This is a genomic window from Bradyrhizobium sp. UFLA05-108 (assembly GCF_059803455.1).
In genome coordinates this window covers 1-25,465 of record NZ_JBANAZ010000013.1, presented here as the reverse complement: position 1 = coordinate 25,465, position 25,465 = coordinate 1, and the positions used below count along the sequence as shown (strand labels likewise).

Sequence of the window (25,465 nt, the reverse complement as noted above, 5' to 3'; positions counted from 1 at the left end):
CGCCCGCCTCAACCAATCTCGAACGCATCGTCGGCGAGATGGGCGAGATTATCGTGCCAATGACGCGCGATCTGCAGTCGGGTCGGCACCCAAACGTGCTCGTGCCCGCCGATATAGTCGAGAAAGCGCATCAATCCCGCCGCGCGGCCGGGACGACCGACCAGGCGGCAATGCAGGCCCACCGACATCATCTTCGGCGCGCTCTCGCCTTCGGCATAGAGCACGTCGAAGGCATCCCTCAGATAGGTGAAGAACTGCTCGCCCTCCGCAAAGCCCTGCGCGTTGATGAAGCGCATGTCGTTATTGTCGAGCGTATAGGGGATGATGAGCTGCTTGCGGCCGGAGCCCTTGACCCAATAGGGCAGATCGTCGGCATAGGAGTCGCAGAGATAGAGGAAGCCGCCCTCTTCCATCAGCAGCCGGTTGGTGTTGATCGAGGATCGACCGGTGTACCAGCCGAGTGGCCGCGCGCCGGTCGCCTCGGTATGCACGCGGATGGCCTCAGTGATCTCGGCGCGCTCCTGCGCCTCGGTCATGTCCTTGTGCTCGATCCATTTCAGGCTGTGGCTGGCGATGTCCCAGCCCGCCTCCTGCATCGCGGCGACGATCTCCGGATTGCGTTTCAGCGCCGTGGCAACGCCAAACACAGTGGTCGGCAATTTGCGCATCGTGAACATCCGCCACAGCCGCCAGAAGCCCGCGCGCGACCCATATTCGAACATCGATTCGATGTTGGCATGGCGCTGGCCGGGCCAGGGCTGCGCGCCCAGCACGTCGGACAGGAACGCTTCCGAGGCGCGGTCGCCGTGCAGAATGTTGTTCTCCCCGCCCTCCTCGAAGTTGACGACGAACTGCACCGCGACGCGGGCCCCGCCCGGCCAATGCGGATGCGGCGGGTTGCGGCCATAGCCGCGCAGATCACGGGGATAGCGGGGTTCTGGCAACTCAGACTTCCTCGAAGCGGATCGGCAGGGCGCCCTTCCACAGCACGCTCTTGCCCAGCGTCGCCAGATTCTCAAGACCCGACGTCAGCGTGATGAAGTGATTACCGGCCAGCTGGCCCATCTTGCTTGCAAAGTGCACGCCACCATAGGCGAGCAGGATCTCGGTCTCGCTGATGCCACCGGGATAGAGGATGATCTGGCCCGGCGCGGGATAGCTGGTGTGGTTCTCGTAGCCGACGCCGAAATCGAGGTCGCCGAGCGGCATCCACACGCCCTCGCCGCTCCAGCGCACGTGGATGATGTGGCTTTCGAACGGCATGGCTTTACGGAATGCGGCGACGGTCTTCGGCGCCAGTTGCTCCTCGAAGCGGGCATCAAAGGTGAAATCGCCGGCGCGAATAACGAGTTTGCTCATCTCATCTCTCTAGGTGGGAAGGCTTTGGCCCTCCACGGGGAACCTTCACGCAAAGAGCATCCCAGCAGGACCAACGCAAGTGGGGCGTCACCTGCGGTCATAAGACCAGCCGAAAATGCCGCTCCGCCGCGTTTCCGGCTCAGCCTCGGCCGCCGGCGGGGCCACCTCCTTCAGTTCCGCCTGCGGCGGAGGTGACGACGGCGCCGGCAGGTTCTCGCATTTCATGGAATAGACCAGCTTGCCGTCCGCGGTACGCCCGACCGGCGCGCAAGGGTCGGGGCGCACCGCCGTCGCGGCTTTCGGCGGCTGCTTCATCTGCGCTGCGGTGGGCGAGGCCACCAGCGCCAAGACCAGTAAATATTTCCACATCGGTGTGGCTCGATACATCAACTGGTCCCCATTCAAGCGGATCGTGCTCGCCAAGTCCATCAGGACCATCCGCGCCATTGCCGAATATTTAGCCGCGACTAAAATTTTGGCTCGCCGCTTCGTGATGGCCGAAACCGTGATATTCGGCGAGACGCATCGCCATCTCCGAAAAGCGGCGACACCGGCACGAGACATTTCTCTCGGGCGGCGTCCGACTAGGGAGACCAATGATGCGAACAACAACACTGACCGTGCTCGCCACGACGCTGCTCGCGTCCCTGACGATCCAGACGGCCTCAGCAAGTCAGCGCCACCACCCCCGCAAGGCCCCCGTCCCCGCTACCCAGTCCTTCCGCGACTCCAGCGCTGCCGTCTGGCCGACCGAGCCACGCGAAGTCGACTGGTGGCGCTACTCGACCGGCGCGCTCTCGGCGCCCGCAGGGCGGTGATTGCTAGGCTCGCACGACCATACTGCCAGATCCGTCATCCCGAGGAGCGAGCCGGGGGCGCAACGCGCCGTATGGGGAGCCTCGAAGGATAAACGCGACAACACCAGCGATACCGGGAGAACGTGATGGCGATCAACAACGTGGCCGACCTCTTCGTGGCAACGCTCGAGCAGGCGGGTGTCAAGCGGATCTATGGCATCGTCGGTGACAGTCTCAACGGCCTCACGGAAGCGCTGCGCCGCCGTGGCACCATTGAGTGGGTGCATGTGCGGCACGAGGAAGTCGCAGCGTTTGCCGCCGCAGGCGAGGCCGAGATGACGGGCAGCCTTGCAGTATGCGCCGGCTCCTGCGGACCGGGCAATCTGCACCTCGTCAATGGTCTGTTCGATGCCCATCGCAGCCGCGTTCCGGTGCTCGCAATCGCAGCGCAGATTCCCTCGGCCGAGATCGGCGGCGGCTATTTTCAGGAGACTCATCCGCAAAATCTATTCCAGGAGTGCAGCCACTATTGCGAGCTGATCTCGGATCCAAGCCAACTGCCTTACGTGCTGGAAAACGCCATCCGCGCGGCGGTCGGACTGCGCGGAGTTGCGGTCGTGGCCATACCTGGCGACGTCGCGTTTCGCGCGCCACCTCAGCGTGCTCTGGCGACCGCGCGGGGCCTGGCGCTGTCCACACCAAAGATCGTGCCCGAGACCAACGAACTGGAGGCGCTGGCGTCTCTCTTGAACGGAACGGAGCGCGTCACGCTGTTCTGCGGCCGGGGATGCGCCGGCGCGCACGCACCGCTGATGCGGATGGCCGAGACCTTGAAGAGCCCCATCGTGCACGCGCTCGGCGGCAAGGAGCATGTCGAATACGACAATCCCTATGACGTCGGCATGACCGGCTTCATCGGCTTCTCGTCCGGTTATGCAGCGATGCATGCCTGCGACGTGCTGCTGATGCTGGGCACTGATTTCCCCTACAAGCAGTTCTTCCCGACTGACTGCCAAATCGCGCAAATCGACATCAGGCCGGAAAATCTCGGCCGACGCTGCAAGCTCGACCTCGGCGTGGTCGGCGACGTCAGGCTGACCATCGAGGCGCTGCTGCCGCTGTTGAAGGTCAAGACCGAGCGGCGGCACCTCGACAATGCGATTGCGCATTACAAGAAGGCGCGCGAGGGCCTCGACGCGCTCGCGGAGGGCACCCCGGGCCGGAAGCCGATCCATCCGCAATATCTCGCGAAGGTCATCAGCGATCATGCGGCGGACGATGCGGTGTTCACCGCGGATGTTGGCACGCCGACCGTCTGGGCGGCCCGCTATGTGCAGATGAACGGACGCCGCCGGCTGATCGGATCATTCGTGCACGGCTCCATGGCCAACGCCATGCCGCAGGCGATCGGCGCGCAGGCGGCACAGCCGGGACGTCAGGTCATTTCGCTATCGGGCGACGGCGGCTTCACCATGCTGATGGGCGACCTCATCACGCTCACCCAGATGAAGCTGCCTGTGAAGGTCGTCGTCTTCAACAATGGCGTCCTCGGTTTCGTCGCGCTCGAGATGAAGGCTGCAGGCTTCGTCGACACCAACGTCGATCTGGAGAATCCCGACTTTGCGGCGATGGCGCGCGCCATGGGCATCATGGGTCGTCGCGTCGAGGACCCGGGCGAGCTCCCGGGCGCGATGCAGGAGATCCTGACGCATAACGGACCGGCACTCCTGGATGTGGTCACCGCCAAGCAGGAGCTCTCTATGCCGCCGACCATCACCCCGGAGCAGATCAGGGGCTTCAGTCTCTGGGTCCTGCGTGCCGTCATGAATGGCCGCGGCGACGAAGTCCTCGATCTCGCCAAGACGAACCTGTTACCCCGCTAGAGACGCGCTTGTCCACGCGAGCTCTGGCGGCAGGCCCTTGTGATCAGTACGGCTGATAGTAGCGCGGACCACCATAATAAGGACCGCCGCCGTAATAGCCGGAGCCGTAATACGGACCCGGGCCATAGTAATAGTTGTTCTCATAGTAGTCCCGCCGGCGCTGCTCGGCGATCGCACCCGCGATCATGCCGGTCGCCGCGCCCATGAAGGCGAGGCCGGCGGCGCTCGGTCCGCGACGGTAATAGCGGCGCCGTGCGGCGCTGAAGTCGGTCGCAGCGGCGGAAGCCGGGGCCACTGTGGCAGCCTTCGAAAGTGACGTGCGTGACTCGGCAGCCGAGGGCACCGCCGGCGCCGCGACAAGGACGAGGCCAGCGAGCGTGGCCAGCAGGACGCTCCTGCTCTTCAAGGACATCATGGCTTTATCCGTCATCTGAGCATCCTCTGTTCGCGCTCAAAGAACCAAATTTGCAGATATGCAAACGATACATAACCCACAACCCAGCGATGTGGTTGCCTGATCGCGGCAATCCGCCGCGCCAATTTGAACGATTGTAAAGCTGCCTGGCAAAACCCGGCTTGATCGATTTCAGCGGAGCCGTTATCAAACCGGCGCGCTGTTCTTCGGCGCCGCAAGCGTTACACGTGAACCAACGCATCAACCGACGTGGTCGGGATCGATGCATTTTTCAGGGTTCAACGTGACTGACGCGTCCTTTTCCCAAAGAGATCAGATGATTGCGGTTCGCAAACTGCCGGCGCGCTATGCGCCTGTCGTCATGCCATTGGTGCTTTCCATCCTCATGACGGCCGTGGTGTCGATCATTTCAACACTGAAGAGCCTCGCCACGATCACGGGTCCTGCGCTCGGAGGGCTCGCCTACGCACTCGCGCCGGGCGCGCCCTCCGGCATCATGGCGCTATGCTCGCTGCTGGCCGGAATGCTCGTTCGTGCGCAGCAATCCCGCGATCCTCGCACGATCTCGCTCGATCTGTTCGCCGTGCTGCTCGGCGGCGCGACCGCGCTGCTTCCGATCTATGCCAAGGACATTCTGCATGCCGGCCCGTGGGCGCTCGGCGTGATGCGGGCAGCGCCCGCCGCCGGCGCGCTTCTGATGACGGCGGTGATCGCGCGCTATCCGATCGCGCGTCGCGCGGGCCTGCGGATGTTCCAGGCGGTGATTGCGTTCGGGCTAGCCACCACCGTCTTCGCGCTGTCGCAAACCGTGTGGCTGTCGATCGCTGCGCTGATGGCCATGGGCGCGGCCGACACGATCAGCGTCATCGTCCGCGTCGCGCTGGTACAGCTCGCGACACCCGATGCAATGCGCGGCCGCGTCGGCGCCGTCAACTTCCTCTTCATCAACGCCTCGAACCAGCTCGGCGAATTCGAGAGCGGCATGGTCGCTGCCCTGCTCGGTCGCGATGCCGGCTGCATTGCTCGGCGGCATCGGCACCATCGCAGTGGCGCTGTTGTGGATGAAGCTGTTCCCAATCCTTCGCCAGGTCGACCGACTGGAGTGAGATCGGCCCTCGATCCCCAAGGACGGCGTACGAGGGCCGAGATAAACAGCCGTCCCGACGACTATTGTTGTGCGGACTCCAGTTGCACTGGAGACGGCCGCCGGGCAGCCGCAGGCGGGGTGGTAGCGGCCTGGGCCGGCTTGCGTGACGAAGCCGGAGCCGGGTGCGGCGGAGGCACGGCAGCAGCGGCCGTCTTCGGGCGCGTGTTCGAATCGGACGCCTGGTGAACAGTCTTTCCCGCCGCCTGGTCAGGCGCATTGACCGGCGTCCTGGTATCGGGCGTTTTGGCGACAAGACGCGCCATTTGCTCCTGGCTCGCTTTCAACTCGTCGGCAACCCTGAGGCTGTCGGCCGACATTTGCTCCTGGTTCGCTTTCAATTGGGCCTGGCTTGCCTTGAGCTGCTCGATACCCTGCTGCACGTTGGCGAGATCGCTCGCCATCTTCTCGAGCAATTCCGTCACCTGCGGAGGAAGCGCGGTCACGGTCGGCGCGACCGCCTCCGGGACGGCCTGAGCGGGAGGCTCCGGTTGCGGCGATGCGGGCGATGCCTGGGCCAGCTGAACAGCCGGCGGGCCGGGCTGCGCGGCAAGCACGGGCTCTGCTTGCGAGGGTGATGACAGTGCAGCATGCAGCGGTGCCCAGCCGGCGACCACCTGCCTGAGTTGATCACCGTGGGGTGATTGCGAGACCAGGGCCGCGGTGCCAATACCCGCGGCCAGCACGAGGCCGACCAGGCCGCGAAGCACTGGCCGGCGGCGCGACGGGCGGCTGCGCATGTCATCGCGCTCCTCGCGCTCCAGCCTGGAAAGCTGCTCGCTGGCCCGCGCGATCTCTTCATCCACGCTTCTGATCTTCTCGTACGTATGCGTGAGCTCTTGGTCCATTCGCGCGGACAGCGCAAAATGTGGCTCGGCTTGTGTCGGGTTTGACACGGAATTCATTGGCGCTCCTACCCCAGCCCAATGTCGCCCCGAAGGACGTTCTTCGCATTTCCGCTTGGCTGATCATCGCCGACGCGGTTTGTCTAAAGCAAGACCCCATCATGGAAAGTGTGGGGCCGGGTCGAGACGAACGCCGCGGGCACCCCTCCTCCAATACCGCTACGCGCTACGACAACGCGCCCAGCACGCCGCGCGTGGCCTTGTCGATCTCCTCGACATAGCGGCGGCGGGCGAAGGTCTCTGTGAGGAAGCCGATCACCTTGCGGCTATCGGCGGATTCGACCACCGCGAGCATCTCCGCCTCGGCCTCGTCGAACACCGCCATCGCGCTTTTTATGTTCATTTCCGGGATCAGCACGATGTCGGTGTAGCGGGCGAGCTCGATTACCTGGATGTCGTCGGCGATGGTGTCGAGGTCGCTGGAGAACAGGTCGGGCAACATGACGAGGCCGACATATTCGTCGGCGTTGTTGACGACGACGATGCCCGGCCGCGAGCCCAGTGCGAATTCGCGCCGTGTGGCGGCAATCGTCGTCGAGGACGGCACCTTGCCGACATCGCTGCGCATCATCCGCTCGACCGTGAGGTTTCGCAGCCAGCCGACGTCATTGGCACTGCGGATGGTCTCGCCGCGCAAATGCAGGCGCCAGGTCGAGAACGAATGGCCGAACATGAAGCGTACGCAGATCGAGGTCACGATACAGCCCGCGAGCACCACGGCAGTGACGTCGACATTGCGCGTCATCTCCAGCACCAGGAACGACATCGTCAGGGGACCGCCGACGATGGCGACCCCGAGCGTCGCCATGCCAGTGAGCATCGCAACCAGCGGATCGATCGCGAAACTGGGGCTGATCAGCAAGAGCACGGCGGCGAAGAATTTTCCGATCAGGCTGCCGACGAACAGCGAGGCGAAGAATAGGCCGCCGCGGAAGCCCGATGCGAGCGAGATCAGACAGGCTGTCAGCTTCAGGGCGATGATCAGCGCGATCAGGCCGATCGTCATGTCGTGAAACAGATCGAGCACCATCGCGCCGTGGCCGGCCGCCAGCACCTGCGGGGTGGCGACCGCGAAGGAGCCGACGATGAGGCCGCCGATTACCGGGCGCAGCCAGACCGGTAGCCAAGCGAACAGGCGCTCGAACGTCGAGGACGAGCGCATCACGGCTATGCCCACGCCGCCGGTGACGAGCGCGAGCCCGATCAGCGCCAGATATTGCTCAATGCCGACCGTGCTCACCTTCGGTATCTCGATCGAGTACGGCGCGCCGCCGAGCCACTGCGCGGTCAACGCGCCGGCGAGCGAGGCTGCCAGGATCGGAGCGGCGCTGCCGACCGCATAGACGCCGACGATCAACTCGCAGGCATAGAACGCGCCGGTGATCGGTGCGCCGAAGGCGGCGGCGATCGCAGCCGCGGCGCCGCAGCCGACGATCAGGCGGAGATCGTTGCGTCGAAGGTTGAAGAACTGACCGAGCAGCGAGGCGATGCCGGAGCCGATCTGGGTATAGCCGGCCTCGAGGCCGACGGAGGCGCCGCAGCCGTTGGAGATCAGCGTCTGGCTCGAGACCACCACGCTGTCGCGCAGGGACAGATTGCCGCCGCGCAGCGCGTTGGCCTCGATCGGGTCGACGGCACTGGAGATCTTCAGCCGCCGCCGCGACCATTCCATCATCCCGAGCGCCAAGCCACCAAGGGCGGGCGCGCTCAGCGCCGCCCACGGGTTGACATAGGCGTTGGCGGACAGCCGCACGTCGACGGGAATGCCGAAGATCAGGACGTGGGCGATCTGCGCGATCTCGGCCATCAGCGTCACGACGCCGCCGGTGGCGATGCCGATCAGAAGCGCGAGCGGGATCAGGTAGAATTCATTGCTGCGCAGGAGGGCGCGGATGCGGACCAGCATCCGGTTCGATGCCTTGTTCGATCCCTTGTGCGATCTCTTGCGATCGACGATGTGCCTGATCCGCGCGAACACCGGCGAGGCTCTTCTATTCTGCGGCCATGCCGTCGCCGGCCATGCGCTGTGTTGTCATCGGGATCGGCGTCCTGGCGATGCGCGCGTTCCGCGCTCTTATCGATCCGAGTTACGTCAAAGCCATGAGGCTGCGCAAGAGAAAGCCGACGATGGCATGTCCGGCTCGGGAGCTGCAAGAAAATTGCAACAAAATCAACACATTGATCTCACGGCAGGCTGGCGCGGACCGTGGCGATGCCGTTCAGGACGAACTGCACCGAATAGGCCGCAAGCAGGATGCCGAGCAGGCGCGAGAGTACGGCGTTGCCGGTCCGCCCCAACGTGCGCGCGATCAGGGTCGAAGCGGCAAAAGAGATCATGCAGAGCAGGCAGACCAAGAGGATGACCGCGATGTTGATGCCGAGCCGGGCGGCGTTGCCGGCGTCGCCCGAGAGCAGCAGCGTGGTCGCGATCGCGCCGGGGCCGGCCATCATGGGGATCGCCAGCGGAAACACCGCAACGTCGGAGGCATGCTCGGACAGCGCCTTGTCGGCCTCGCGCGCCTCACGCTGCGGCCGGTCGCCGAAGATCATGCGGTAGGACACGCCGAACAGCAGCAGCCCGCCGGCGATCTGGAACGCCGGGATGCCGATCCCGAGTTGGCGCAACAGCCAGTTTCCGATCAGCGCGATCACGACCAGGATCGAAGCCGCGATCAGCGGCGCACGCCAGGCGACGGTGCGCTTGACCGCTTCCGGCATGCCGGCGGTCGCGGCCAGGAAGGCCGGCACGAGGCCGACGGGATCGACCACCAGCAGCAGGGTGACAAACGCCGACAGGGCAAGATCGAGCATGCGCGGCAGCGTCTCCCGTAGAACGATGACTGTCGGAACCGACTTAGCCCACCAACGCCAGCTTGAAAACCAGAGGAGTCGATCATGAGCAACAGCGCGATCGGCATGCTCCTGGCGGATCGCCGCCTCGTCGCGCCGATTGGAACTTTGGGCCAGCCTCATGTCTTGATCGCCTGAGGATTGAGGAAGCAGACGCCTTCCCGTCGACCTCAAGAGGAGGATCCATGGTCAAACGAGCAAAGAAACGAGCAACGAGGACATCGAAGGCGCGGCGCGCACGCCCGACGCCAAAGACGCTGAACGACCTGTTTCTCGAAACGCTGAAGGATATCTATTTCGCCGAGAACAAGATCATCAAGACATTGCCGAAGATGGCGAAGGCAGCGCATTCAAAGGATCTCGCCGCCGCCTTCAACAAACACCTCAAGGAGACGCAAGGCCAGGTGAAGCGCCTCGACCAGGTGTTCAAGATGCTGGGCAAGCCCGCGCGCGGCAAACCTTGCGAAGCCATCAACGGTATCGCGGACGAAGGCGCGGAGATCATGAAGGAGTTCAAGGGCGCGCCGGCTCTCGATGCGGGGCTGCTCGCGGCAGCGCAAGCCGTCGAGCACTACGAGATCTCCCGCTACGGTACGCTACGCACCTGGGCCGAGGAACTCGGCATGCAGGACGCGGCACGCCTGCTCCAGCAGACGCTGGACGAAGAGGAAGCGACCGACCATACGCTGACCGAGCTTGCGACCTCCGTGATCAACCTCGAAGCCGAAGAGCAGTACCGGGCGGCGGCCTAGAGGCTGCCCGCGGCGGCCAGGCAAATTGGCAACAGACGGCGCCGTGTGCGATGCAACGGCGCCGGAGCATTTGAACGGGCAGCACAGGCCGCTTGGCCGCCCAGTCAACCTGGCAGGCTGGTGCTGGATTTCCCCGGAACCAGCACCATATGCAGGCTTTCCAATTCCAGAGCCCGCGCCATGCAACCTAAAAACCCCCTCGACTGGATGCTTTCCGAAGCCCTGGAGCAGTTCAATCGCGGCGAGCGATTGCGCCAACAGTTCGGTCGCCAGGAGTCCTGCTGGGAGCCGCCGATCGACGTGCTGGAGACCGATCGGGAGCTCCTGATCCTGGTCGCCCTTCCCGGCGTCGATCCCGACAATGTCGAAACGGTGATCCATGACGGCGTGCTCGTCATCTCCGGCCGGCGCACGCTGCCACCGGAGCTGCGCAATGCCCGCATCCATCGGCTCGAGCTGCCACAGGGGCGTTTCGAGCGCCGCATTGCCCTGCCAGTCGGACGCTATGCCATCAGCCGCTTCGTGATGGACGGCTGTGTCGCGCTGCGCCTCGCCAAATCCGCCTGAGGTCGACCATGGCCAACGAACAGACCGAAACCACTGTGACCACCGAAGCCGCCAAGATTCCGGACGACGCGCTGATCGTCATCCCCGTCCGCAACATGGTGCTGTTTCCCGGCGTGATCGCGCCGATCGCGATCGCGCGGCCGAAGTCGATTGCCGCCGCGCAGCAGGCGCTGCGCGAGCAGCGGCCGATCGGCATCGTGCTCCAGCGCAACGGCGACATCGACGACCCCGCGCCGGACGATCTCTACCGGATCGTAACCATCGCCAACATCGTGCGCTACATCACCGCGCCTGACGAGACCCATCATATCGTCTGCCAGGGCGTGCAGCGCGCGCGTATCCTCGACTTCCTGCCGGGAACGCCGTTCCCGGCCGCGCGCGTGCAGCAGATTCCGGAGCCGAGCACGACCTCGCCGGAGATCGAGGCGCGCTTTCTCAACCTGCAGCGCCAGGCGATCGAGGCGATCCAGCTTCTACCGCAGGTGCCGCCAGAGCTTGTGGCGATGTTCCAGGGCACGACAGCGCCTGGCGCGCTGGCCGATCTCGCCACCGCCTATATGGACATCAAACCACAGGACAAGCAGGAGGTCCTTGAGACGATCGATCTCTCGGTCCGCATGGACAAGGTGTCGAAGCGGCTCGCAGAGCGGCTGGAGGTCTTGCGCATCTCCAACGAAATCGGCCAGCAGACCAAGGCGGCCTTCGACGAGCGCCAGCGCGAGGCGATTCTGCGCCAGCAGATGGCGACCATCCAACGCCAGCTCGGCGAAGGCGACGGCAAGGCGGCCGAGGTCGCCGAGCTGACCGAGGCCATCGCGAAAGCAAAAATGCCGCCGGAGGCAGAAGCGCATGCGAAGAAGGAGCTGCGCCGCTATGAGCGCATGCCGGAAGCGGCCGGTGAAGCCGGCATGGTCCGCACTTATCTGGACTGGCTGATCGAACTGCCCTGGGCGCTGCCCGAGGAAAAGCCGATCGACATCGCGGAGGCGCGCCGCATCCTCGACGCAGACCACTATGGCCTGGAGAAGATCAAGAGCCGCATCATCGAGTATCTCGCGGTACGCAAGCTCGCGCCACAGGGCAAGGCGCCGATCCTGTGCTTCGTCGGCCCGCCCGGCGTCGGCAAGACCTCGCTCGGCCAGTCCATCGCGCGCGCCATGGATCGCCCGTTCGTGCGCGTCAGTCTCGGCGGCGTGCACGACGAGGCCGAGATCCGCGGCCACCGGCGCACCTATATCGGCGCGCTGCCCGGCAACATCATCCAAGGCATCAAGAAGGCAGGTAGCCGGAACTGCGTGATGATGCTGGACGAGATCGACAAAATGGGCCGCGGCGTGCAGGGCGATCCGTCGGCCGCAATGCTGGAGGTGCTCGATCCCGAGCAGAACGGCACGTTCCGGGACAACTATCTCGGCGTGCCCTTCGACCTCTCGCGCGTGGTCTTCATCGCCACTGCCAACATGCTGGACTCGATCCCGGGACCGCTACTCGACCGCATGGAGCTGATCAGTCTTGCCGGCTACACCGAGGACGAGAAGCTCGAGATCGCCACGCGCTATCTGGTGCGGCGTCAGCTCGAGGCCAATGGCCTGACGACAGAACAGGCCGAGATCGAGCCGGAGGCGTTGAAGCTGATCGTCAAGGGCTACACGCGCGAGGCCGGTGTGCGCTGGCTGGAGCGCGAGATCGGAAAGGTGTTTCGGCATGCGGCGGTGCAGATTGCCGAGGGCACCGCGACCAAGGTCGTGGTCACGCCGAAGGACATCACGAACGTGCTCGGCCAGCCACGCTTCGAGGGCGAGATTGCGCTGCGCACCAGTGTGCCCGGCGTTGCCACGGGGCTTGCCTGGACGCCGGTCGGCGGCGACATCCTGTTCATCGAGGCGACGCGCGTGCCCGGCAGGGGCAGCCTGATCCTGACCGGCCAGCTCGGCGACGTCATGCGCGAGAGCGTGCAGGCTGCGCTGACGCTGGTGAAGAGCCGCGCGACCCAGCTCGGCATTGATCCGGCGCTGTTCGAGAAGAGCGACATCCATGTTCACGTCCCGGCGGGCGCCACCCCGAAGGACGGCCCGAGCGCAGGCGTTGCGATGTTCACGGCGCTGACTTCGCTGCTGACCAACCGCACCGTGCGCAACGACACCGCCATGACCGGCGAGATTTCCTTGCGCGGCTTGGTGCTCCCCGTCGGCGGCATCAAGGAGAAGGTCGTGGCGGCCGCAGCGGCAGGCCTGAAGCGGGTGATGCTACCGGCGCGCAACAAGCGGGATTTCGATGACATCCCGAAGAGCGCGCGCGAGAGCCTGGAATTCATCTGGCTCGAGCGGGTCGACGAGGCAGTCGCCGAAGCGCTTGACCCAGCCAAAGCACAGGTCGAGGCAGCGGAGTGAGAACGGTGATGACGATGGCGTTGAAAAGAACAAAGACCAGACGGACGGTGCAGCGGTTGCGGCAATGGCTCGATCGTACGATCGGCCGGCTCCGGGAGCAGATCCCTGCGTCGCGCGGTCGGCTTCAGCCCGTTCGGGTCAAAGCCAGATACCGCAGGGGCTGACCCCTCCGCCTCGCCCCTGCGGCACCTAAAAAACAAAAGGCCCCCTCTTGTGGAGGGGGCCTTTGCTTTTAGCCGTTAGGCCACGGCGTCCTTGGCGGCCTTCACGGGCCGTGCGCGGACGATCTTCCGGGCCGGCTTGGCCTTGAACATCATCTCTTCACCCGTGAACGGGTTGGTGCCCTTGCGCGCCTTGGTCGCGGGCTTCTTGATGACCACGAACTTGGCGAAGCCCGGCACCAGGAAGAGGCCGTTCTTCTTGAGCTCCTTGTGGCCGACATCCGTCAAGGTCTCCATGACGTTCTTGACGTCGCGCTTGGAAAGCTCGGTGGCAGTCGCGATCTTTTCGATCAGTTGCGATTTGGACAGTTGGGTTGGCATCGTGTCTCCTCTGATTCGTTGCCGGTTGCATATTAGACCAACCGTTGAAGGCCTATAGCCTTCTGCACAGTTTTGTCGCGAAAATACGGGCTTTTTTGTCCCGCTGTGACAAAAAACCCTGCTTTTTAGCCACTTCCAGAGCAGGTGGCAGCCAAAACAGCGCTTTTTACCTTATTTCAAAGGCCCGCGACGCCCTTGCTAAAGCTGATTCCATGCTCTCGACAAGCGACGACCGCCCTCTTTGTGCAAGAAGGAGCGCGATTCACCCTATAAAAGAAGGCTAAACCCGCTCGATGATCACCGCGGGCGCCATTCCGCCGGCGGCGCACATGGTGACCAGGCCGCGCTTCAGGTCCCGCCGCTCGAGCTCGTCGAGGATGGTGCCGATCAGGATCGAGCCGGTGGCGCCGATGGGATGGCCGAGCGCGATCGAGCCGCCATTGACGTTGACCTTGGCGCGGTCGAGCTTGAGATCGCGGATGTATTTTTCCGCAACCACTGCAAATGCCTCGTTGATCTCGAACAGATCGATGTCGTCGATGCCAAGCCCGGCCTTGGCCAACACCTTGCGGGTCGCCGGCACCGGCGCGTTCAGCATCAGGGTCGGCGAGTCCCCCATATTCGCCATCGCGACCACGCGGGCACGAGGCTTCAGCCCATGCGTCTTGGCATAGGTCGGCGAGGCCAGCAGGATCGCGGCGGCGCCATCGACGACACCGGACGAGTTGCCGGCATGGTGCACGAAGTCGATTTTGAGATCTGGATATTGTTGCAGGATCAGGCCGCGATAGGTCGTCCCCTTGTCGTCGAGCGCATAGTCGGCAATCGCGGGAAATGCAGGCTTGAGGCTGCTAAGTCCCTCCATCGTGGTCTGCGGCCGCGGATACTCCTCGTGATCGAGCGCGAGGCTGCCGTCCTCGCGGTAGACCGGCACCAGGCCCTTCTTGAAGTGCCCATTGGCCATCGCATGCGCCGCGCGCTTCTGGCTCTCCAGCCCGAGCGCATCGACATCCCTTCGCGTGATGCCTTCCATGGTTGCGATCGCATCCGCGCAGACGCCCTGATGCGACTGCGGATGCCTTGCGCGCAGACGCAGATTGCCGGAATCCATCATCATCGGACCGCCGCCGCGCCGTCCCTCCATCGACATCATCTCGCAGCCGCCAGCGATCACGAGATCCTCTGCGCCGGACATAATGGAAGCCGCCGCCATGTTGACGCTGGTGATGCCGGAGCCGCAGAAGCGGTCGAGCGTGACGGCGCTGGCGCGCACGTCATAGCCGGCATCGAGCGCCGACATCCGCCCGAGGTCTCCGCTTTGCGTCGCGACCTGCGCGCTACAGCCCCAGACGATGTCGTCGACATCCGCGGTGTCGATGCCGGTCCGATCGGCGAGCGCGCGCAGCACGGTCGCACCCAGTTGCTGTGGATGAATGCCCGACAGCGCCCCCTTGCCGGCCTTGCCCACCCCGCGCGGCGTCCGACAGGCATCGATGATCAGCGCGTCCACCATGGCGTTATCCTCTTGTTCTTGGCTGTTGCGGCGGTTTTGAATCAGGGGGCGAGCGGAGTCAATGCGCAGGTCGGCGCCGCCTCTTTGCAAAAAGCTGAAAAACAACCCCATGCAAAGTAGAAGCGTGGCTGCCGGACGACACACGGCCGTTCCGCGAAACCATTTGATTCGTCGAAACAAATCGAAGGCAACAAGCGATGGCCGGGCAATGCGGTGAGAAAGTCGCTTTGCCGCCATCCTTCGAGACGTGCACCTTTGGCGGGCTCTTCAGGATGAGGTCTGGTATCGCGGCGAAATCCTGGACCCTCATGCGGAGGAGCGCCGCTCGCGGCGCGGCTCGAACCATGCGGCCGAGCCTACGCGACCGCCTTGGGCAAAGACCCCTCACACCCCCGCTGCGTTCTTTGCGATCACGTTGCGGTAGAAGCTCGCGCTGAGTTTTGGCGTGCGGACCTGGGTGTCGAAGTTCACGTGATAGAGCCCGAAGCGCTTGTTGAGCCCGTAGACCCACTCGAAATTGTCCATCAGGCTCCACAGGAAATAGCCGCGGACCGGCACGCCCTCCGCCGTCGCGCGCTCGAGCTGGGCGAGATAGTTGCGCAAATACATGATGCGGTCGGTGTCGAAGATCTTGCCGTCGGGCGTGACCTGGTCGTCGCCGGAGGCGCCGTTCTCGCTGATATAGATCGCGCCCGTCTTCCATATCTTCGCAGCTAACTTCGGTACCCAGTAGATTGTCTCGGGGCCGACACGCAGCCAGTCCGAATTCATGTGCGGAAACGATTTTGGGATCGGCAGCAGCGAGAAGCCGGCGCCCTTGTCGGAGGCCACGACATAATGCTGCGGCGCATAGATGTTGAGACCAAGGAAGTCGATCGGTGAGGAGATGATCTTCAGCTCTGCATCGGTGTATTTCGGCGCGTTGGGCCCCGCGAATTGCAGGAAGGCGTCGGTGTACTTGCCCTCCATGATCACGTTGAGATAGCTCGCGTTCAGCTCGCGCAGCGCGATCTCGGTGGCCCGGACGTTCTCCGGCGTGTCGATCGCGGGAATGCAGGCATCGATGTTCTCCGCCGGCCCCACCCTCGTGCCGCGGCGGCCGGAGCTGCGAACCGCCTGCACCGCGAGACCATGCGCCAGCGCGGTGTTGTGCCTGACCTGGTTCACCTCGGCTTGCGACAGCGTCAGCCCCGGCGCGTCGATGCCGATGCCATAGCCGAAATAGACGAACCGGCCGCTCTCGTTCAGAGTGAACACGTTCTTGACGCGATCGGTCAGGTATCGCGCGACATGGGCTGCGTAGTCCCCGAACGCCTTGCAGGTCTCGGCCGAGCGCCAGCCGCCGAAACGATCTTGCAGCGATTGCGGCAGATCCCAATGATAGAGAGTGAGCCACGGCTCGATGCCGTTCTTGAGGAGCTCGTCGATCAGGCGATTATAGAAGTCGAGCCCCTTCGGGTTCGGCTTGCCGTCGCCGTCGGGAAACACCCGCGGCCATGCGACCGAGAAGCGATAGGCCTTGCAGCCGAGCTCCTTGATCAGCGCGATGTCGTCCTTGTAGCGATGGTAGTGCTCGTTGGCCCGGTCACCATTGGTTCCGTCCTCGATCTTGCCAGCCACCCGCGTAAACGTGTCCCAGATCGAGGCCCCTCGCCCATCTTCGGTGACGGCACCCTCGACCTGGTAGGACGAGGTCGCAGTGCCCCAGAGGAAGCCCGGCGGAAAGCCTCCCGCCGGGCGTGGCGCCGCTCCCGGCTTCGCCTCGACGGATTGTCCGGGGGCCGCAATCCCCGCTGCGGACAGCCCCGCGATCCTCGCAAACTGGCGACGCGAGAACTTGTCCGGCATTGGTTCTGTTCCACTTCTATTCATTTCGGACCGGCACAATGGAGGGTCCCGGCCGATTTGAGAAGTGAAGTTCGGGGACGATCGTGATGCGCTGCTGGTGTATCGAGAGCGGCAGGGGCAAACTTGGTCGCGCTCCGGCCAGCAGGGTCGCAAACGCGGCGCCCGTTATTGTAGGCCGAACCGACTGGTCTAGACTGCTGCCCATTGGGGAAATCGATTCGCAGGGATTATGGCAAAGTCCTCGAAACTCGTTGTGGCAAAGAAGGGACGCGTGCTCCTGGTCAGACGACGGCGCGATAAGCGCTGGATGTTTCCGGGCGGCCGCAGGCGTGCAGGCGAGAGTGACAGGAAGTGCCTACGCCGCGAGATCAGGGAAGAATTGCCGAACCTGAAGCCCGGCCCTTTGAAGCTCTGGAGAGAAGTGAAGCGGAAAAACCGCCGATCCGGACGGAAGATGAGCGATGCGATTTTCCTGACGAAGAATGCTTCCGGCGGGCTGAAGATCGGAGACAAGAAGGAGATCGACAAGGCGGCCTGGTGCAAGCCGCGAGGGCTCAGATTAACACCGACGTCGCGCTACATCCGGGACAGGCTGTTTCCGAAGTGAGCCCCAAGGCTCGCAATCACGGCTTCGAACCCGGGCAATCAGCGGGCATCGGGTGCTCTACGCCTTTGTCGACGTCTGGTCAGCCTTCAGCCCTCGTCTCTGTCTGATTTGCCGCTCCAAACGCAGCGTATGCTCACGCAGGGAATCGTAGATCGGTGCATTGCCCAGCAGCATGGGTAGCAACATCGCCATGAAGCAGGCGCCCAGCATCGGCAGCAGCATTGTCACGTTACCGGTCATTTCGGCGACGAGAACGATGCCTGTCACCGGCGCACGCACCACGCCGGTGAAGAAAGCGGCCATGCCCACCAATGCAAATGCTTCCGGCTGGATGGCGAACGTTGGGAATGCAAAACGGCAAGCCGCTCCGAACAGCTGCCCAGACTGAGCTCCCAGCACGAGCAAGGGTGCGAACAGTCCGCCGGGAGTGCCGGCGGCGTATGAGAGAGCACTGAGCCCGAACCGGATCAGGAATGCGAAGCCGAGGATCCCCACGCTCTCGTGGCCAATCAGCGTGCGCTGCGTGATCTGATCTCCGCCACCGACCAGCTCGGGCGCGAACCAGGCCAATAGGCCCACGCTTGCGCCAATCAATCCGGCGCGGAGCTCGATCGGTAGCCGTCCGAATTGGTCCCGAACTGCGATGGTCGCGAGCAGCGTGCGATTGTATGCGACGGCCAGCAGGCCCGCGACGCCACCCAGGGTAAAGAACAGCGGGGCGGACTCTGGGCTGGGGTAGCCCAGCGGCCCGATCTGGAAGTCGGGCGCGTCACCGAGAAGCAGCCTTGCGACCGGGATCGCCGTTGCCAGCGCTGCAAGTGCGGCGATGGCAACACGGTGTTCGATCCTCTGCACCAACTCCTCCAGCACAAACACGAGCCCGGCAATCGGCGCATTAAAGGCCGTTGCAAGGCCGGCGCCAGCGCCGGCCGCCAGCAGCACGCGGGAGTCCGCCCAGCAGAGCCGGCAGACTCGCGCAGCGAAAACCGCGATGCCAGCGCCCATCTGTACGGTCGGCCCCTCGCGGCCCAGTGCCAGCCCGGAGCCGATCGCCAGTATCCCCCCGACAAATTTCACCGGCACCAGACCAAACCGAGCCGGCGGAATCTCTTCGTGCAGGACGGCTTCGACATGCGGAATGCCGCTGCCCGAAGCGTGTGGCGAGAACTGCCTCACCATCCACGCGGCAACCAGGGTTGCGAGAGCGCACGCGCCGACGACGATCAAAAATCCCCAGATCCCTTGGCCATAGGCCCAGGCGATCATCGCATCGCGCAGACGATCGGCATGCGCGAGCAGAAGCCGGAAAATAGCCCCAACACATCCAGTGGCCGCTCCTATGACGAGGGCCATCGCCGCGAGCCCCAATAGGCCGCGACGTTCGTCCTCGACTTGTCGGTCGTCATTGGGGTTATGGTCCACAGCAGGTCGATGATCTCGAGGCTTTCGCAAGGGACAATCTTTGCCGAAATCACCGGCGAATGTCCCGGAAAAAATGCTTCCGACCTGATCGAAGAACTGTCTTTCTCGGCTTGCAGCACGACGCGCTGGGATGGGGGGCAGCCGCGATCGGCGTCGGCACGAGCGCGTCATCGCTGGCGATCCACCCTCTCTATCAGGTGGCGTTCTCGACACCCACGATGCTACGGATTTGCGGCCGCGCACGCTGCGGCATCCAGGCGACGCTCGCAGCGTGTTTCGAGATCACTGGCAAATGTCGCGTATCACCCGTGTTGCGAAGGCAGATTGAACTGAAACACGGCGCCCCGTGGTTCATTCGCACCGGTCCAAAGTCGTCCTCCGTGCGCCTCGATGATCGATTGGCAGATCGACAGGCCCATTCCGGTGCCGCCCGGCTTGGTGGTGTAGAAGGGCTCGAACAGGCGGTCGACCATGGCCAGGTCAAGTCCGGGGCCGTTGTCCCGCACGGAGACGACAACGCGATTTGAGGCATCTGCGGCCGTGCTGATCCGGAGCTCCCGCACGTCGATGCAATTCATCGCCTCGATCGCGTTCAGGATTAGATTGAGAACAACCTGTTGCAGCTGGACGCGATAGCCCTCCACGAGCGGCAAGCCAGGGGCAAGGTCGGTCTGGATCAGGACACCATGCTTGAACAACTCGCTCCGGGCTATGGTGATCACGTCCAGGATCGCGCCATTGACGTCGATGGTCTCTTTCGGCGCCGGCGTCTTCTTGATCAGCGAACGGATCCAACCGATGATCTCGCCGCCCCGCTTGGCGTCTGCGACAATGGATGCGAGCGCCTGCCGTGCCTTCTCGAAATTCGGGGATTGAGATCCCAGCCAGTTCAATGCGGCTTCCGCGTTGCAGAGCATCGCGGTAATCGGCTGGCTTAATTCGTGTGTCACCGAAGCCGTGACCTGGCCCATCGCCGCCGCGCGATTGGCGTGCGTCAGTTCCGCCTGCATCTCGCGGAACGTCTCGGCGGCTCGCTTGCGCTCGGTGATGTCGCGGCTCAGACAAATGATCCGTCGCCGACCGCCTTCGCAAAATTCACGCATGCGAACTTCGACGGGAAACACGGTGCCGTCCTTTCGGCGATAGCGACTCTCCAGCGTAGCGATGCCGCCGGCCTTGAGGCGGTCGCGGTTGATCCGCCAGGTCGCTTCATCCATCTCCAGATCGAAGAAGGACGCAGTTACCCCCACCAGTTCGCCCCGGCTGTAGCCCAGGCTATCGCAAGCATGTCGGTTCACGTCGAGCACGCGACCGTCTTCACAGTGGAGCATGAACGTGTCGGTCGCGTGGTCCACGAAGGTACGGAAACGGGCCTCGCTTTCGATCAGCGCCTGTTCGGCGCGCTTGCGCTCCGTGATGTGGCGCCCCACTCCGCGGTAGCCGATAAAGCCCCCCGTCTCGTCAAAGACGGGCAGCCCGGAGACGGACACGTAGCGCTTGCCGCCATCGGGCGTCGGCCGCGCGTGCTCGAAATCGCGGAACGGGAGGTGGGCATCGAGCATCTCCCGATGCTTGCGCCAGCCCTCTGCATCAGGCTCCAGGGATGGCACCTCCCACCGCGTCCTGCCGATCTCGGCGACCGGCGGCTCGGCAAGCGTCTCGGCGAACTCCTGGCGGATGAAGCGATGCTGCGAGTCGGTTTCCCAGTACACATCGAAGGAGAATTGCACCAATGTGCGAAAGCGCTCCTCGCTCTCGCGCAGCGCCTCCTCGGAGCGCTTGCGCTCATTCGAATCGAGCGCGACCGACGGCACTTGAACCGGATCTTGCATAATCGACTCTTGAAGAGCGATGGATCAAATCGACTTATTTCTTTCTCGCATCGGATAGCGGGGCTGTCCATCGTCCCGGAGCGGCAGATAGCCCCGGCGATCGCTAAAGACGCACGGCGGGTCGAACCTGGCCTCGCAGTGGCCAATGATCCTTCAGGAATATGCCTTGTGACGACTATACTTACGTATACGAGGGCTTCTCTGTCGCCCACATCGCGGGACGAATTGGTCCGGCCGGCGAACAACGCGGGCCGAGCTTCGGTTCCATCAACGCCTGCGTGTGAGGCGGAGCCGTGCTACCTTTGCCACGGGCGTCGACCAATGCCCGCCGTGCGCCAAGACCTGCCCTCCCGGCAAGGTCGACGTTCGGCCACGCAGACCCATGCAGAAGTGCTTGGACGCGACGCAGACAATGCGCGCGAACGTACCAACAGTCTTGCCCGAAAGACCTAGCTTCCTAAAATCTGGATGATAGCGCAGTCACGGCTGCGGCCCGGATAAGCCGGGTTCACGTTCAGCTCGGAAAACGTTGCTATAGAGATTCGCTATCCATTGCCGTCCGCTCGAGGTGATGTTGAGATAGCGTATGGCGCTCTGAATCTGCGGGGCGACATTGTTCCAATAGAACTGCGGGTACTTGTAGACGACATCGGCAGGCGTTTCGTAGCCGAGCTTCTTGTTCAACCCGACTTCCTCAAACTCGTAGAACAGCGCATTTGATTTTCTCAGATAGTTGGGATCGCCAAGCTGACCGATAAGATCAGCAGCGCGCAGGAGCATACCTTCCTCTTCGATCAGTTCGTCGTTTGAAGAATCCGTGTAAGGAAAGCGCGTGAATTCTATGGCTCGGGCAATTCGGCTTGCATCGACCTCGTCGATACCATCGAAGCGCTCGGAGGCGAACAGCTTTGAGCGGTCCACATGATAGGGTCCGAGCGAGGCGTCCGACGCCCCTCTTGGGAGACGAATTGTACGGCCGGTCAGATCTGCGACATAGGAGTCGTCGCTATCTCCTTGAACGATCCCGCGCACGTAGCCGATATCGTGGGTGAGGCACGCCAGGATGAAACTTGCGTAGTCTACGGCTGTTGTCGGCAGCAACAACATTCGTCCCATTAGGATATCGTGCCCCGCAAGAGTAACAAGCATAGTATGTTCAATGTCGTGATAAAGGGCGTCGCTGTTGCCGATGCATTCCAACGTAAGTCTGGCTGCAAACGGAAGCACTTCGGTCAGGCGGGCATGCGAGGAACCAAACCTATCTCGCGTATCAGAGGTCAGGAACGATGATAAAGTCTGCGCCAACAGTTCTGGAATCGTGATCATCTGAACACCCGTCAGTGTGTGCGCACGACAACGGCTCGTCTCGCCAACCTAGGGCCCTGACTCTTGTTCGGAAAGCTTGACCTAAATCAAAGGTCGTCTCGGCAGTTCGGCTCGCCGCCGGAGCCAATCCGAGACGTGCGGTTCAGGCCGCATGGCCGCTTGCCTCCACATCCCCCCAGTTCGCGTTTTGACAAGCGGCAGCCTCTGGCAATCGAAAGATCACCTCAACTGGTGCAAAAGCACGGTCCACCGAAAAGTGCGGCTCGCGCTTAAGATGGAGACGAGCCCCAGCGCCATCAGCAGCATGCCAAGCCAGGTCCAGCCCTGCCCGTCACCGCCCACCTCTGTCGCGGGAAAGGCGACCGGCGTCGCCGAAGGCGCAGAGGCGGCAATCACCTCCCCGGCGGCCGGCGCGGCCGCCAGAAGCGCCTCCACGTCGACCTGACCCGGCGTGATGTGGTCGGGCGTGAGCTGGTCGTCCTCGCGGTTGGGAGTTCGCACCGGCGACGCGGGGGGCGCGATCTCGGCAGCAAGGACGGGACCGGCATCTGCGACCTGCGCGGGCACGGACGGGCTCGGGCGAGACGTATCCAGCGGTGCAGAGCGCTGCAGCTCCGCACGCGCATCCACCGCCGCCTGCCGCTTGCGCGCCACAATCTCTTTCTCCTCGGGAGCGGTGGCACGATGTTTGGGGTCGCGATGCTGGACCGCCTTCTTCACCGTCGCGCTCCCTTCGGCAGCCTGGAACCAGCATTTGCGGCGGCCCTCCAACCGATAGACCCAGTGCTGCCCCTCGGCGACCGACTTGCCGGGTCGCAGCAAGCACTCCTCTTCCGCAGGGGTGGGCGCAGGGGCTGTTGTGGGAGCGACGTCGAGTAAGCCGGCGAAAGGGTTCGAAGACGCAGGCGACGTCGAGAGACCAGCAAGAAGCGCAAAAGCGGCGAAGCAAAATCGCAAATGACCGGACATGAAAAACCCCGGTGTTGCGCCCCCACCCGCACGAGCTTTGGCCGCGACCTAGGTCGCAATGCGACCTAAATCCGGCGATGCGGTGAATTCATTCTGGCGCCAAGCGAGATGCGGGCACGAATTCAGTGACGCGAACCACGTGGCGGGGGGCCCGCTCACGAGTTTGTGCGCCGTGTCAGTTTTGTCTGGCTACCGTCGCCAATGTTCCCTTTGCGCCAGAAGCGCCCTCTCTCGCACGTCGCAGTTTGACCCATTGCCGGCCTCTGTGAGCATCGTTTCCGAACTGTTCCTTCCATCCTCATTCGCGGCAGCGCTAGGGAACGAAGATCGTTGTAGGCAGCTTGTGTGATCGGAAAACGTGCAGGAGAGCCGCGAACGATTGGTATAGTGTGGTCTCATGGCGCTCGTCTGGCATCCACACCGCGAGGGGTAAGATCTAGTTCCGTATTGAGACAGAAGATGAAGCGATGCGCGAGTCGCGCCTGATGAGCCACGCAGTCGAGAAATATTTCCGCCGCGAAGTGGTGGCAGTAGCGACTGGGCGAATGAGTGTGCCTTCAGCTACAGAGGTTTTCCATGAAAGCTAGATTGCCTGCAACGTTGCAGCCCGTGGCCTGCCAAGATCTCATTAGATTGGGGGGCAAGGGCGACGGCGGATATCTGGTGTCTCGCTCAGATGTTGCTCGCTCCGATTTCCTTTTGTCGTTTGGCGTCAATTGCGATTGGAGATTCGAGAGCGATTTTGTGAATATCAATGATGTTCCTTTGGACGCCTACGATGCCTCCACCAACCCGAAGCTCTTTATGAAAAGGGCGGTTAGGGCGTTCTTCGACCTTAAGCCGAAACTGGCATTAGGGCTTCTATGGAAATTGCGAGCGTTCCGGCTGTTTTTCAAAGGGCAAAGACGGCATGTCGCGAAGTATGTTGGCCTCCCGATTGGAGGAATACATTGTACGCTCGACGACGTCTTTGCGCGGGTTACGGCTTCGAATGTCTTCGTGAAAATGGACATTGAAGGGAGTGAATACAGGTGTCTCGATTCAATCGTGCGCAATCGGGCTCGGATTTCCAGCGTCGTCATCGAGTTCCACGAGGTTGATCTTCATCTTGATCGGATTGTGAGTTTTGTGAACGAATTGAAGTTCAGTCTGCTGCATGTCCACGCCAACAATTGGTCTCCGATCAGCGAGGGCACGCCCCTCGTTATTGAGCTAACGCTGTCCAAAAACAGCGTGGGCGGGGCTAAAGTCGAAAGTCTCCCCTCTGCTCTCGACGCCCCAAACAATCCATCTGCGCCCGATATCGAGATTGCGTTCGCTTGAAATTACGAAACAGCCGCAGCAAAGGGACGGCCATCGGCAGTGCCAGGGAACGAAGATAGCTTGTAGGTAGCTTATGTGATCGGAAAACGTGCAGAAGAGCCGCGAACGATTGGTACAGGGCAAGGCATGATCCCTAAAATATTCCACCTCACAAGCAAGAGTAAGAAACTGTCTTCGACTGCGCAGGGCAATGTCGATGTCATAAGAGCCCTCTATCCAGACTACAAAATACTGATCCACGACGACGATGACATCGTGCAATTCATCAAGAAAAACTATCCTGAGTATTATGAGAGTACGATCTCCCAGATGCCCAAATTCATTTGGGTTGTCGACACTGTCCGATACCTCTTGATGGATCACTGTGGTGGAGTTTACTGCGACACTGACGTTCTGTTCAGAAAGAGATTTGAATTTGACGCGGGAGTCATTTTTGTCGAGCGGGAATGGACCTGGCCCAACGATCGCTCGATCACGAACAGTGTGCACAACTGCCTATTTGCGAGCGAGCCGAAGCATCCCGTTTGGACAGATATCCTCAATGGAATTACCCAGAACGTTCGAGCCGTGCAGTCGCCGACTGCGCAAGCGGGCCGATTTGCAAAGCAAGTAGCAGCCAAGCTGCTGGGAAAATCAGTTTATCCGCCGGTCTTTGGTGTCACCGGACCAAATGCTATTTCAAAGACCATCACCCAAAATGGTTCATTGAAGCAACACAATGACATTCGGGTCGTTCCTGGAAGTCAAATCTTCCAAGCAGGAATGAGCAGGGGAACGTTGGAAGAAGCCTCCTTCGTGCATGGGGCTGCCGGAAGCTGGCAATAGCTTCGAGATGCCGTGGTCGCTTTCGACTTCCTGTCCGGTTCTGGCCCCATCGCAGACGTGCGCATCCCGCAGAAGGTCCGCTTTGCGCACAAAGACGGCCCTTCCCGCTACGTCGCAGCTTGTGAAGGGTTTCGGATGCCGGCCGCATGAGGGACGGGGCGGCGTATTCGGCGGCCGGCGTCCGAAAGCCTCCAAG

Annotated in this window: 22 protein-coding genes and 1 pseudogene; 9 read left to right on the top strand and 14 right to left on the bottom strand. The window is 62.7% G+C overall.

Going from position 1 to position 25,465, the window contains the following annotated elements; genetic code table 11:
• Positions 1-8: 8 nt before the first annotated feature.
• The 3 genes from puuE to SO140_RS12210 all read right to left on the bottom strand — a co-directional run bounded on the left by puuE (position 9) and on the right by SO140_RS12210 (position 1,728).
• On the bottom strand, positions 9-944 hold the full coding sequence (puuE, locus tag SO140_RS12220) for an allantoinase PuuE (RefSeq protein WP_449383025.1): 936 nt from the start codon (positions 942-944) through the stop codon (positions 9-11).
• A gap of 1 nt (position 945) precedes the next feature.
• On the bottom strand, positions 946-1,359 hold the full coding sequence (locus SO140_RS12215) for a DUF3830 family protein (RefSeq protein ID WP_027528380.1): 414 nt from the start codon (positions 1,357-1,359) through the stop codon (positions 946-948).
• Positions 1,360-1,446: 87 nt separating this feature from the next.
• On the bottom strand, positions 1,447-1,728 hold the full coding sequence (locus SO140_RS12210; RefSeq protein ID WP_449383035.1) for a hypothetical protein: 282 nt from the start codon (positions 1,726-1,728) through the stop codon (positions 1,447-1,449).
• A 230-nt stretch (positions 1,729-1,958) separates the two neighbouring features.
• Between SO140_RS12210 and SO140_RS12205 the strand changes: the two genes are divergently transcribed.
• Both SO140_RS12205 and poxB read left to right on the top strand, forming a co-directional pair.
• Positions 1,959-2,177, top strand: coding sequence for a hypothetical protein (locus SO140_RS12205; protein ID WP_449383024.1), 219 nt, complete (start codon positions 1,959-1,961; stop codon positions 2,175-2,177).
• A 125-nt stretch (positions 2,178-2,302) separates the two neighbouring features.
• Complete coding sequence (gene poxB, locus SO140_RS12200; RefSeq protein ID WP_474803468.1) at positions 2,303-4,039, top strand: ubiquinone-dependent pyruvate dehydrogenase; 1,737 nt, start codon at positions 2,303-2,305, stop codon at positions 4,037-4,039.
• Positions 4,040-4,082: 43 nt separating this feature from the next.
• On the opposite strand, the gene SO140_RS12195 is transcribed toward poxB, so the two are convergent.
• Positions 4,083-4,469, bottom strand: coding sequence for a hypothetical protein (locus SO140_RS12195; RefSeq protein ID WP_474803465.1), 387 nt, complete (start codon positions 4,467-4,469; stop codon positions 4,083-4,085).
• Between the two features lie 409 nt (positions 4,470-4,878).
• Here SO140_RS12195 and SO140_RS12190 point away from each other — a divergent pair.
• Positions 4,879-5,560: pseudogene (locus SO140_RS12190) on the top strand (MFS transporter); the annotation flags it as partial.
• A gap of 61 nt (positions 5,561-5,621) precedes the next feature.
• Here SO140_RS12190 and SO140_RS12185 read toward each other — a convergent pair.
• The 3 genes from SO140_RS12185 to SO140_RS12175 form a co-directional block, all read right to left on the bottom strand.
• Positions 5,622-6,503 carry a dihydrolipoyllysine-residue succinyltransferase component of 2-oxoglutarate dehydrogenase complex gene (locus tag SO140_RS12185; protein ID WP_474803462.1) on the bottom strand — a complete coding sequence of 294 codons (882 nt, stop codon included), beginning with the start codon at positions 6,501-6,503 and terminating at the stop codon, positions 5,622-5,624.
• Positions 6,504-6,669: 166 nt separating this feature from the next.
• The gene (locus SO140_RS12180) at positions 6,670-8,481 is read right to left on the bottom strand and encodes a chloride channel protein (RefSeq protein WP_449383019.1); all 1,812 of its coding nucleotides are present in this window, start codon (positions 8,479-8,481) and stop codon (positions 6,670-6,672) included.
• A 206-nt stretch (positions 8,482-8,687) separates the two neighbouring features.
• Positions 8,688-9,314 carry a MarC family protein gene (locus SO140_RS12175; RefSeq protein ID WP_474803459.1) on the bottom strand — a complete coding sequence of 209 codons (627 nt, stop codon included), beginning with the start codon at positions 9,312-9,314 and terminating at the stop codon, positions 8,688-8,690.
• A gap of 224 nt (positions 9,315-9,538) precedes the next feature.
• Here SO140_RS12175 and SO140_RS12170 point away from each other — a divergent pair, with 224 nt between their 5' ends.
• From SO140_RS12170 to lon, 3 genes are all read left to right on the top strand, one after another.
• Complete coding sequence (locus SO140_RS12170; protein ID WP_449383017.1) at positions 9,539-10,105, top strand: YciE/YciF ferroxidase family protein; 567 nt, start codon at positions 9,539-9,541, stop codon at positions 10,103-10,105.
• A gap of 180 nt (positions 10,106-10,285) precedes the next feature.
• Complete coding sequence (locus tag SO140_RS12165) at positions 10,286-10,672, top strand: Hsp20/alpha crystallin family protein (protein WP_449383016.1); 387 nt, start codon at positions 10,286-10,288, stop codon at positions 10,670-10,672.
• Positions 10,673-10,680: 8 nt separating this feature from the next.
• Positions 10,681-13,062 (top strand): endopeptidase La, encoded by a 2,382-nt coding sequence (lon, locus tag SO140_RS12160; RefSeq protein WP_498542606.1) that lies wholly within the window; start codon positions 10,681-10,683, stop codon positions 13,060-13,062.
• A gap of 239 nt (positions 13,063-13,301) precedes the next feature.
• Here the strand turns inward: lon and SO140_RS12155 are convergent, their stop codons facing one another.
• The 3 genes from SO140_RS12155 to SO140_RS12145 all read right to left on the bottom strand — a co-directional run bounded on the left by SO140_RS12155 (position 13,302) and on the right by SO140_RS12145 (position 16,965).
• Complete coding sequence (locus SO140_RS12155) at positions 13,302-13,604, bottom strand: HU family DNA-binding protein (protein ID WP_027528369.1); 303 nt, start codon at positions 13,602-13,604, stop codon at positions 13,302-13,304.
• Positions 13,605-13,884: 280 nt separating this feature from the next.
• Positions 13,885-15,117: an acetyl-CoA C-acetyltransferase gene (locus SO140_RS12150; RefSeq protein ID WP_474803450.1), complete on the bottom strand. Its 1,233-nt coding sequence runs from the start codon at positions 15,115-15,117 to the stop codon at positions 13,885-13,887.
• Positions 15,118-15,501: 384 nt separating this feature from the next.
• Positions 15,502-16,965: a GH1 family beta-glucosidase gene (locus tag SO140_RS12145; RefSeq protein WP_449383013.1), complete on the bottom strand. Its 1,464-nt coding sequence runs from the start codon at positions 16,963-16,965 to the stop codon at positions 15,502-15,504.
• Positions 16,966-17,194: 229 nt separating this feature from the next.
• Between SO140_RS12145 and SO140_RS12140 the strand changes: the two genes are divergently transcribed.
• Positions 17,195-17,572, top strand: a complete 378-nt coding sequence (locus SO140_RS12140) for an NUDIX hydrolase (protein WP_449383012.1) — start codon at positions 17,195-17,197, stop codon at positions 17,570-17,572.
• Positions 17,573-17,629: 57 nt separating this feature from the next.
• Here the strand turns inward: SO140_RS12140 and clcA are convergent, their stop codons facing one another.
• From clcA to SO140_RS12120, 4 genes are all read right to left on the bottom strand, one after another.
• Complete coding sequence (gene clcA / locus SO140_RS12135; RefSeq protein ID WP_474803446.1) at positions 17,630-18,994, bottom strand: H(+)/Cl(-) exchange transporter ClcA; 1,365 nt, start codon at positions 18,992-18,994, stop codon at positions 17,630-17,632.
• Between the two features lie 302 nt (positions 18,995-19,296).
• Complete coding sequence (locus SO140_RS12130) at positions 19,297-20,826, bottom strand: PAS domain-containing sensor histidine kinase (RefSeq protein ID WP_474803443.1); 1,530 nt, start codon at positions 20,824-20,826, stop codon at positions 19,297-19,299.
• Between the two features lie 480 nt (positions 20,827-21,306).
• Positions 21,307-22,152: a metal-dependent phosphohydrolase gene (locus SO140_RS12125; protein WP_474803440.1), complete on the bottom strand. Its 846-nt coding sequence runs from the start codon at positions 22,150-22,152 to the stop codon at positions 21,307-21,309.
• Positions 22,153-22,371: 219 nt separating this feature from the next.
• Positions 22,372-22,974 (bottom strand): hypothetical protein, encoded by a 603-nt coding sequence (locus SO140_RS12120; protein WP_474803437.1) that lies wholly within the window; start codon positions 22,972-22,974, stop codon positions 22,372-22,374.
• Between the two features lie 723 nt (positions 22,975-23,697).
• Here SO140_RS12120 and SO140_RS12115 point away from each other — a divergent pair.
• On the top strand, positions 23,698-24,444 hold the full coding sequence (locus tag SO140_RS12115) for an FkbM family methyltransferase (RefSeq protein ID WP_474803434.1): 747 nt from the start codon (positions 23,698-23,700) through the stop codon (positions 24,442-24,444).
• Between the two features lie 75 nt (positions 24,445-24,519).
• Positions 24,520-25,269, top strand: coding sequence for a glycosyltransferase family 32 protein (locus SO140_RS12110; RefSeq protein ID WP_474803431.1), 750 nt, complete (start codon positions 24,520-24,522; stop codon positions 25,267-25,269).
• Positions 25,270-25,465 lie beyond the last annotated feature (196 nt).

Coding starts and splice junctions, on each gene's coding strand:
- SO140_RS12125 (WP_474803440.1), bottom strand. CDS start 22,152: ATGATCACGATTCCAGAACTGTTGGCGCAGACTTTATCATCGTTCCTG.
- SO140_RS12165 (WP_449383016.1), top strand. CDS start 10,286: ATGCAACCTAAAAACCCCCTCGACTGGATGCTTTCCGAAGCCCTGGAG.
- SO140_RS12175 (WP_474803459.1), bottom strand. CDS start 9,314: ATGCTCGATCTTGCCCTGTCGGCGTTTGTCACCCTGCTGCTGGTGGTC.
- SO140_RS12170 (WP_449383017.1), top strand. CDS start 9,539: ATGGTCAAACGAGCAAAGAAACGAGCAACGAGGACATCGAAGGCGCGG.
- SO140_RS12130 (WP_474803443.1), bottom strand. CDS start 20,826: ATGCAAGATCCGGTTCAAGTGCCGTCGGTCGCGCTCGATTCGAATGAG.
- SO140_RS12150 (WP_474803450.1), bottom strand. CDS start 15,117: ATGGTGGACGCGCTGATCATCGATGCCTGTCGGACGCCGCGCGGGGTG.
- poxB (WP_474803468.1), top strand. CDS start 2,303: ATGGCGATCAACAACGTGGCCGACCTCTTCGTGGCAACGCTCGAGCAG.
- SO140_RS12205 (WP_449383024.1), top strand. CDS start 1,959: ATGCGAACAACAACACTGACCGTGCTCGCCACGACGCTGCTCGCGTCC.
- SO140_RS12215 (WP_027528380.1), bottom strand. CDS start 1,359: ATGAGCAAACTCGTTATTCGCGCCGGCGATTTCACCTTTGATGCCCGC.
- SO140_RS12210 (WP_449383035.1), bottom strand. CDS start 1,728: ATGTGGAAATATTTACTGGTCTTGGCGCTGGTGGCCTCGCCCACCGCA.
- SO140_RS12115 (WP_474803434.1), top strand. CDS start 23,698: ATGAAAGCTAGATTGCCTGCAACGTTGCAGCCCGTGGCCTGCCAAGAT.
- SO140_RS12155 (WP_027528369.1), bottom strand. CDS start 13,604: ATGCCAACCCAACTGTCCAAATCGCAACTGATCGAAAAGATCGCGACT.
- SO140_RS12140 (WP_449383012.1), top strand. CDS start 17,195: ATGGCAAAGTCCTCGAAACTCGTTGTGGCAAAGAAGGGACGCGTGCTC.
- lon (WP_498542606.1), top strand. CDS start 10,681: ATGGCCAACGAACAGACCGAAACCACTGTGACCACCGAAGCCGCCAAG.
- SO140_RS12185 (WP_474803462.1), bottom strand. CDS start 6,503: ATGAATTCCGTGTCAAACCCGACACAAGCCGAGCCACATTTTGCGCTG.
- SO140_RS12195 (WP_474803465.1), bottom strand. CDS start 4,469: ATGACGGATAAAGCCATGATGTCCTTGAAGAGCAGGAGCGTCCTGCTG.
- SO140_RS12145 (WP_449383013.1), bottom strand. CDS start 16,965: ATGCCGGACAAGTTCTCGCGTCGCCAGTTTGCGAGGATCGCGGGGCTG.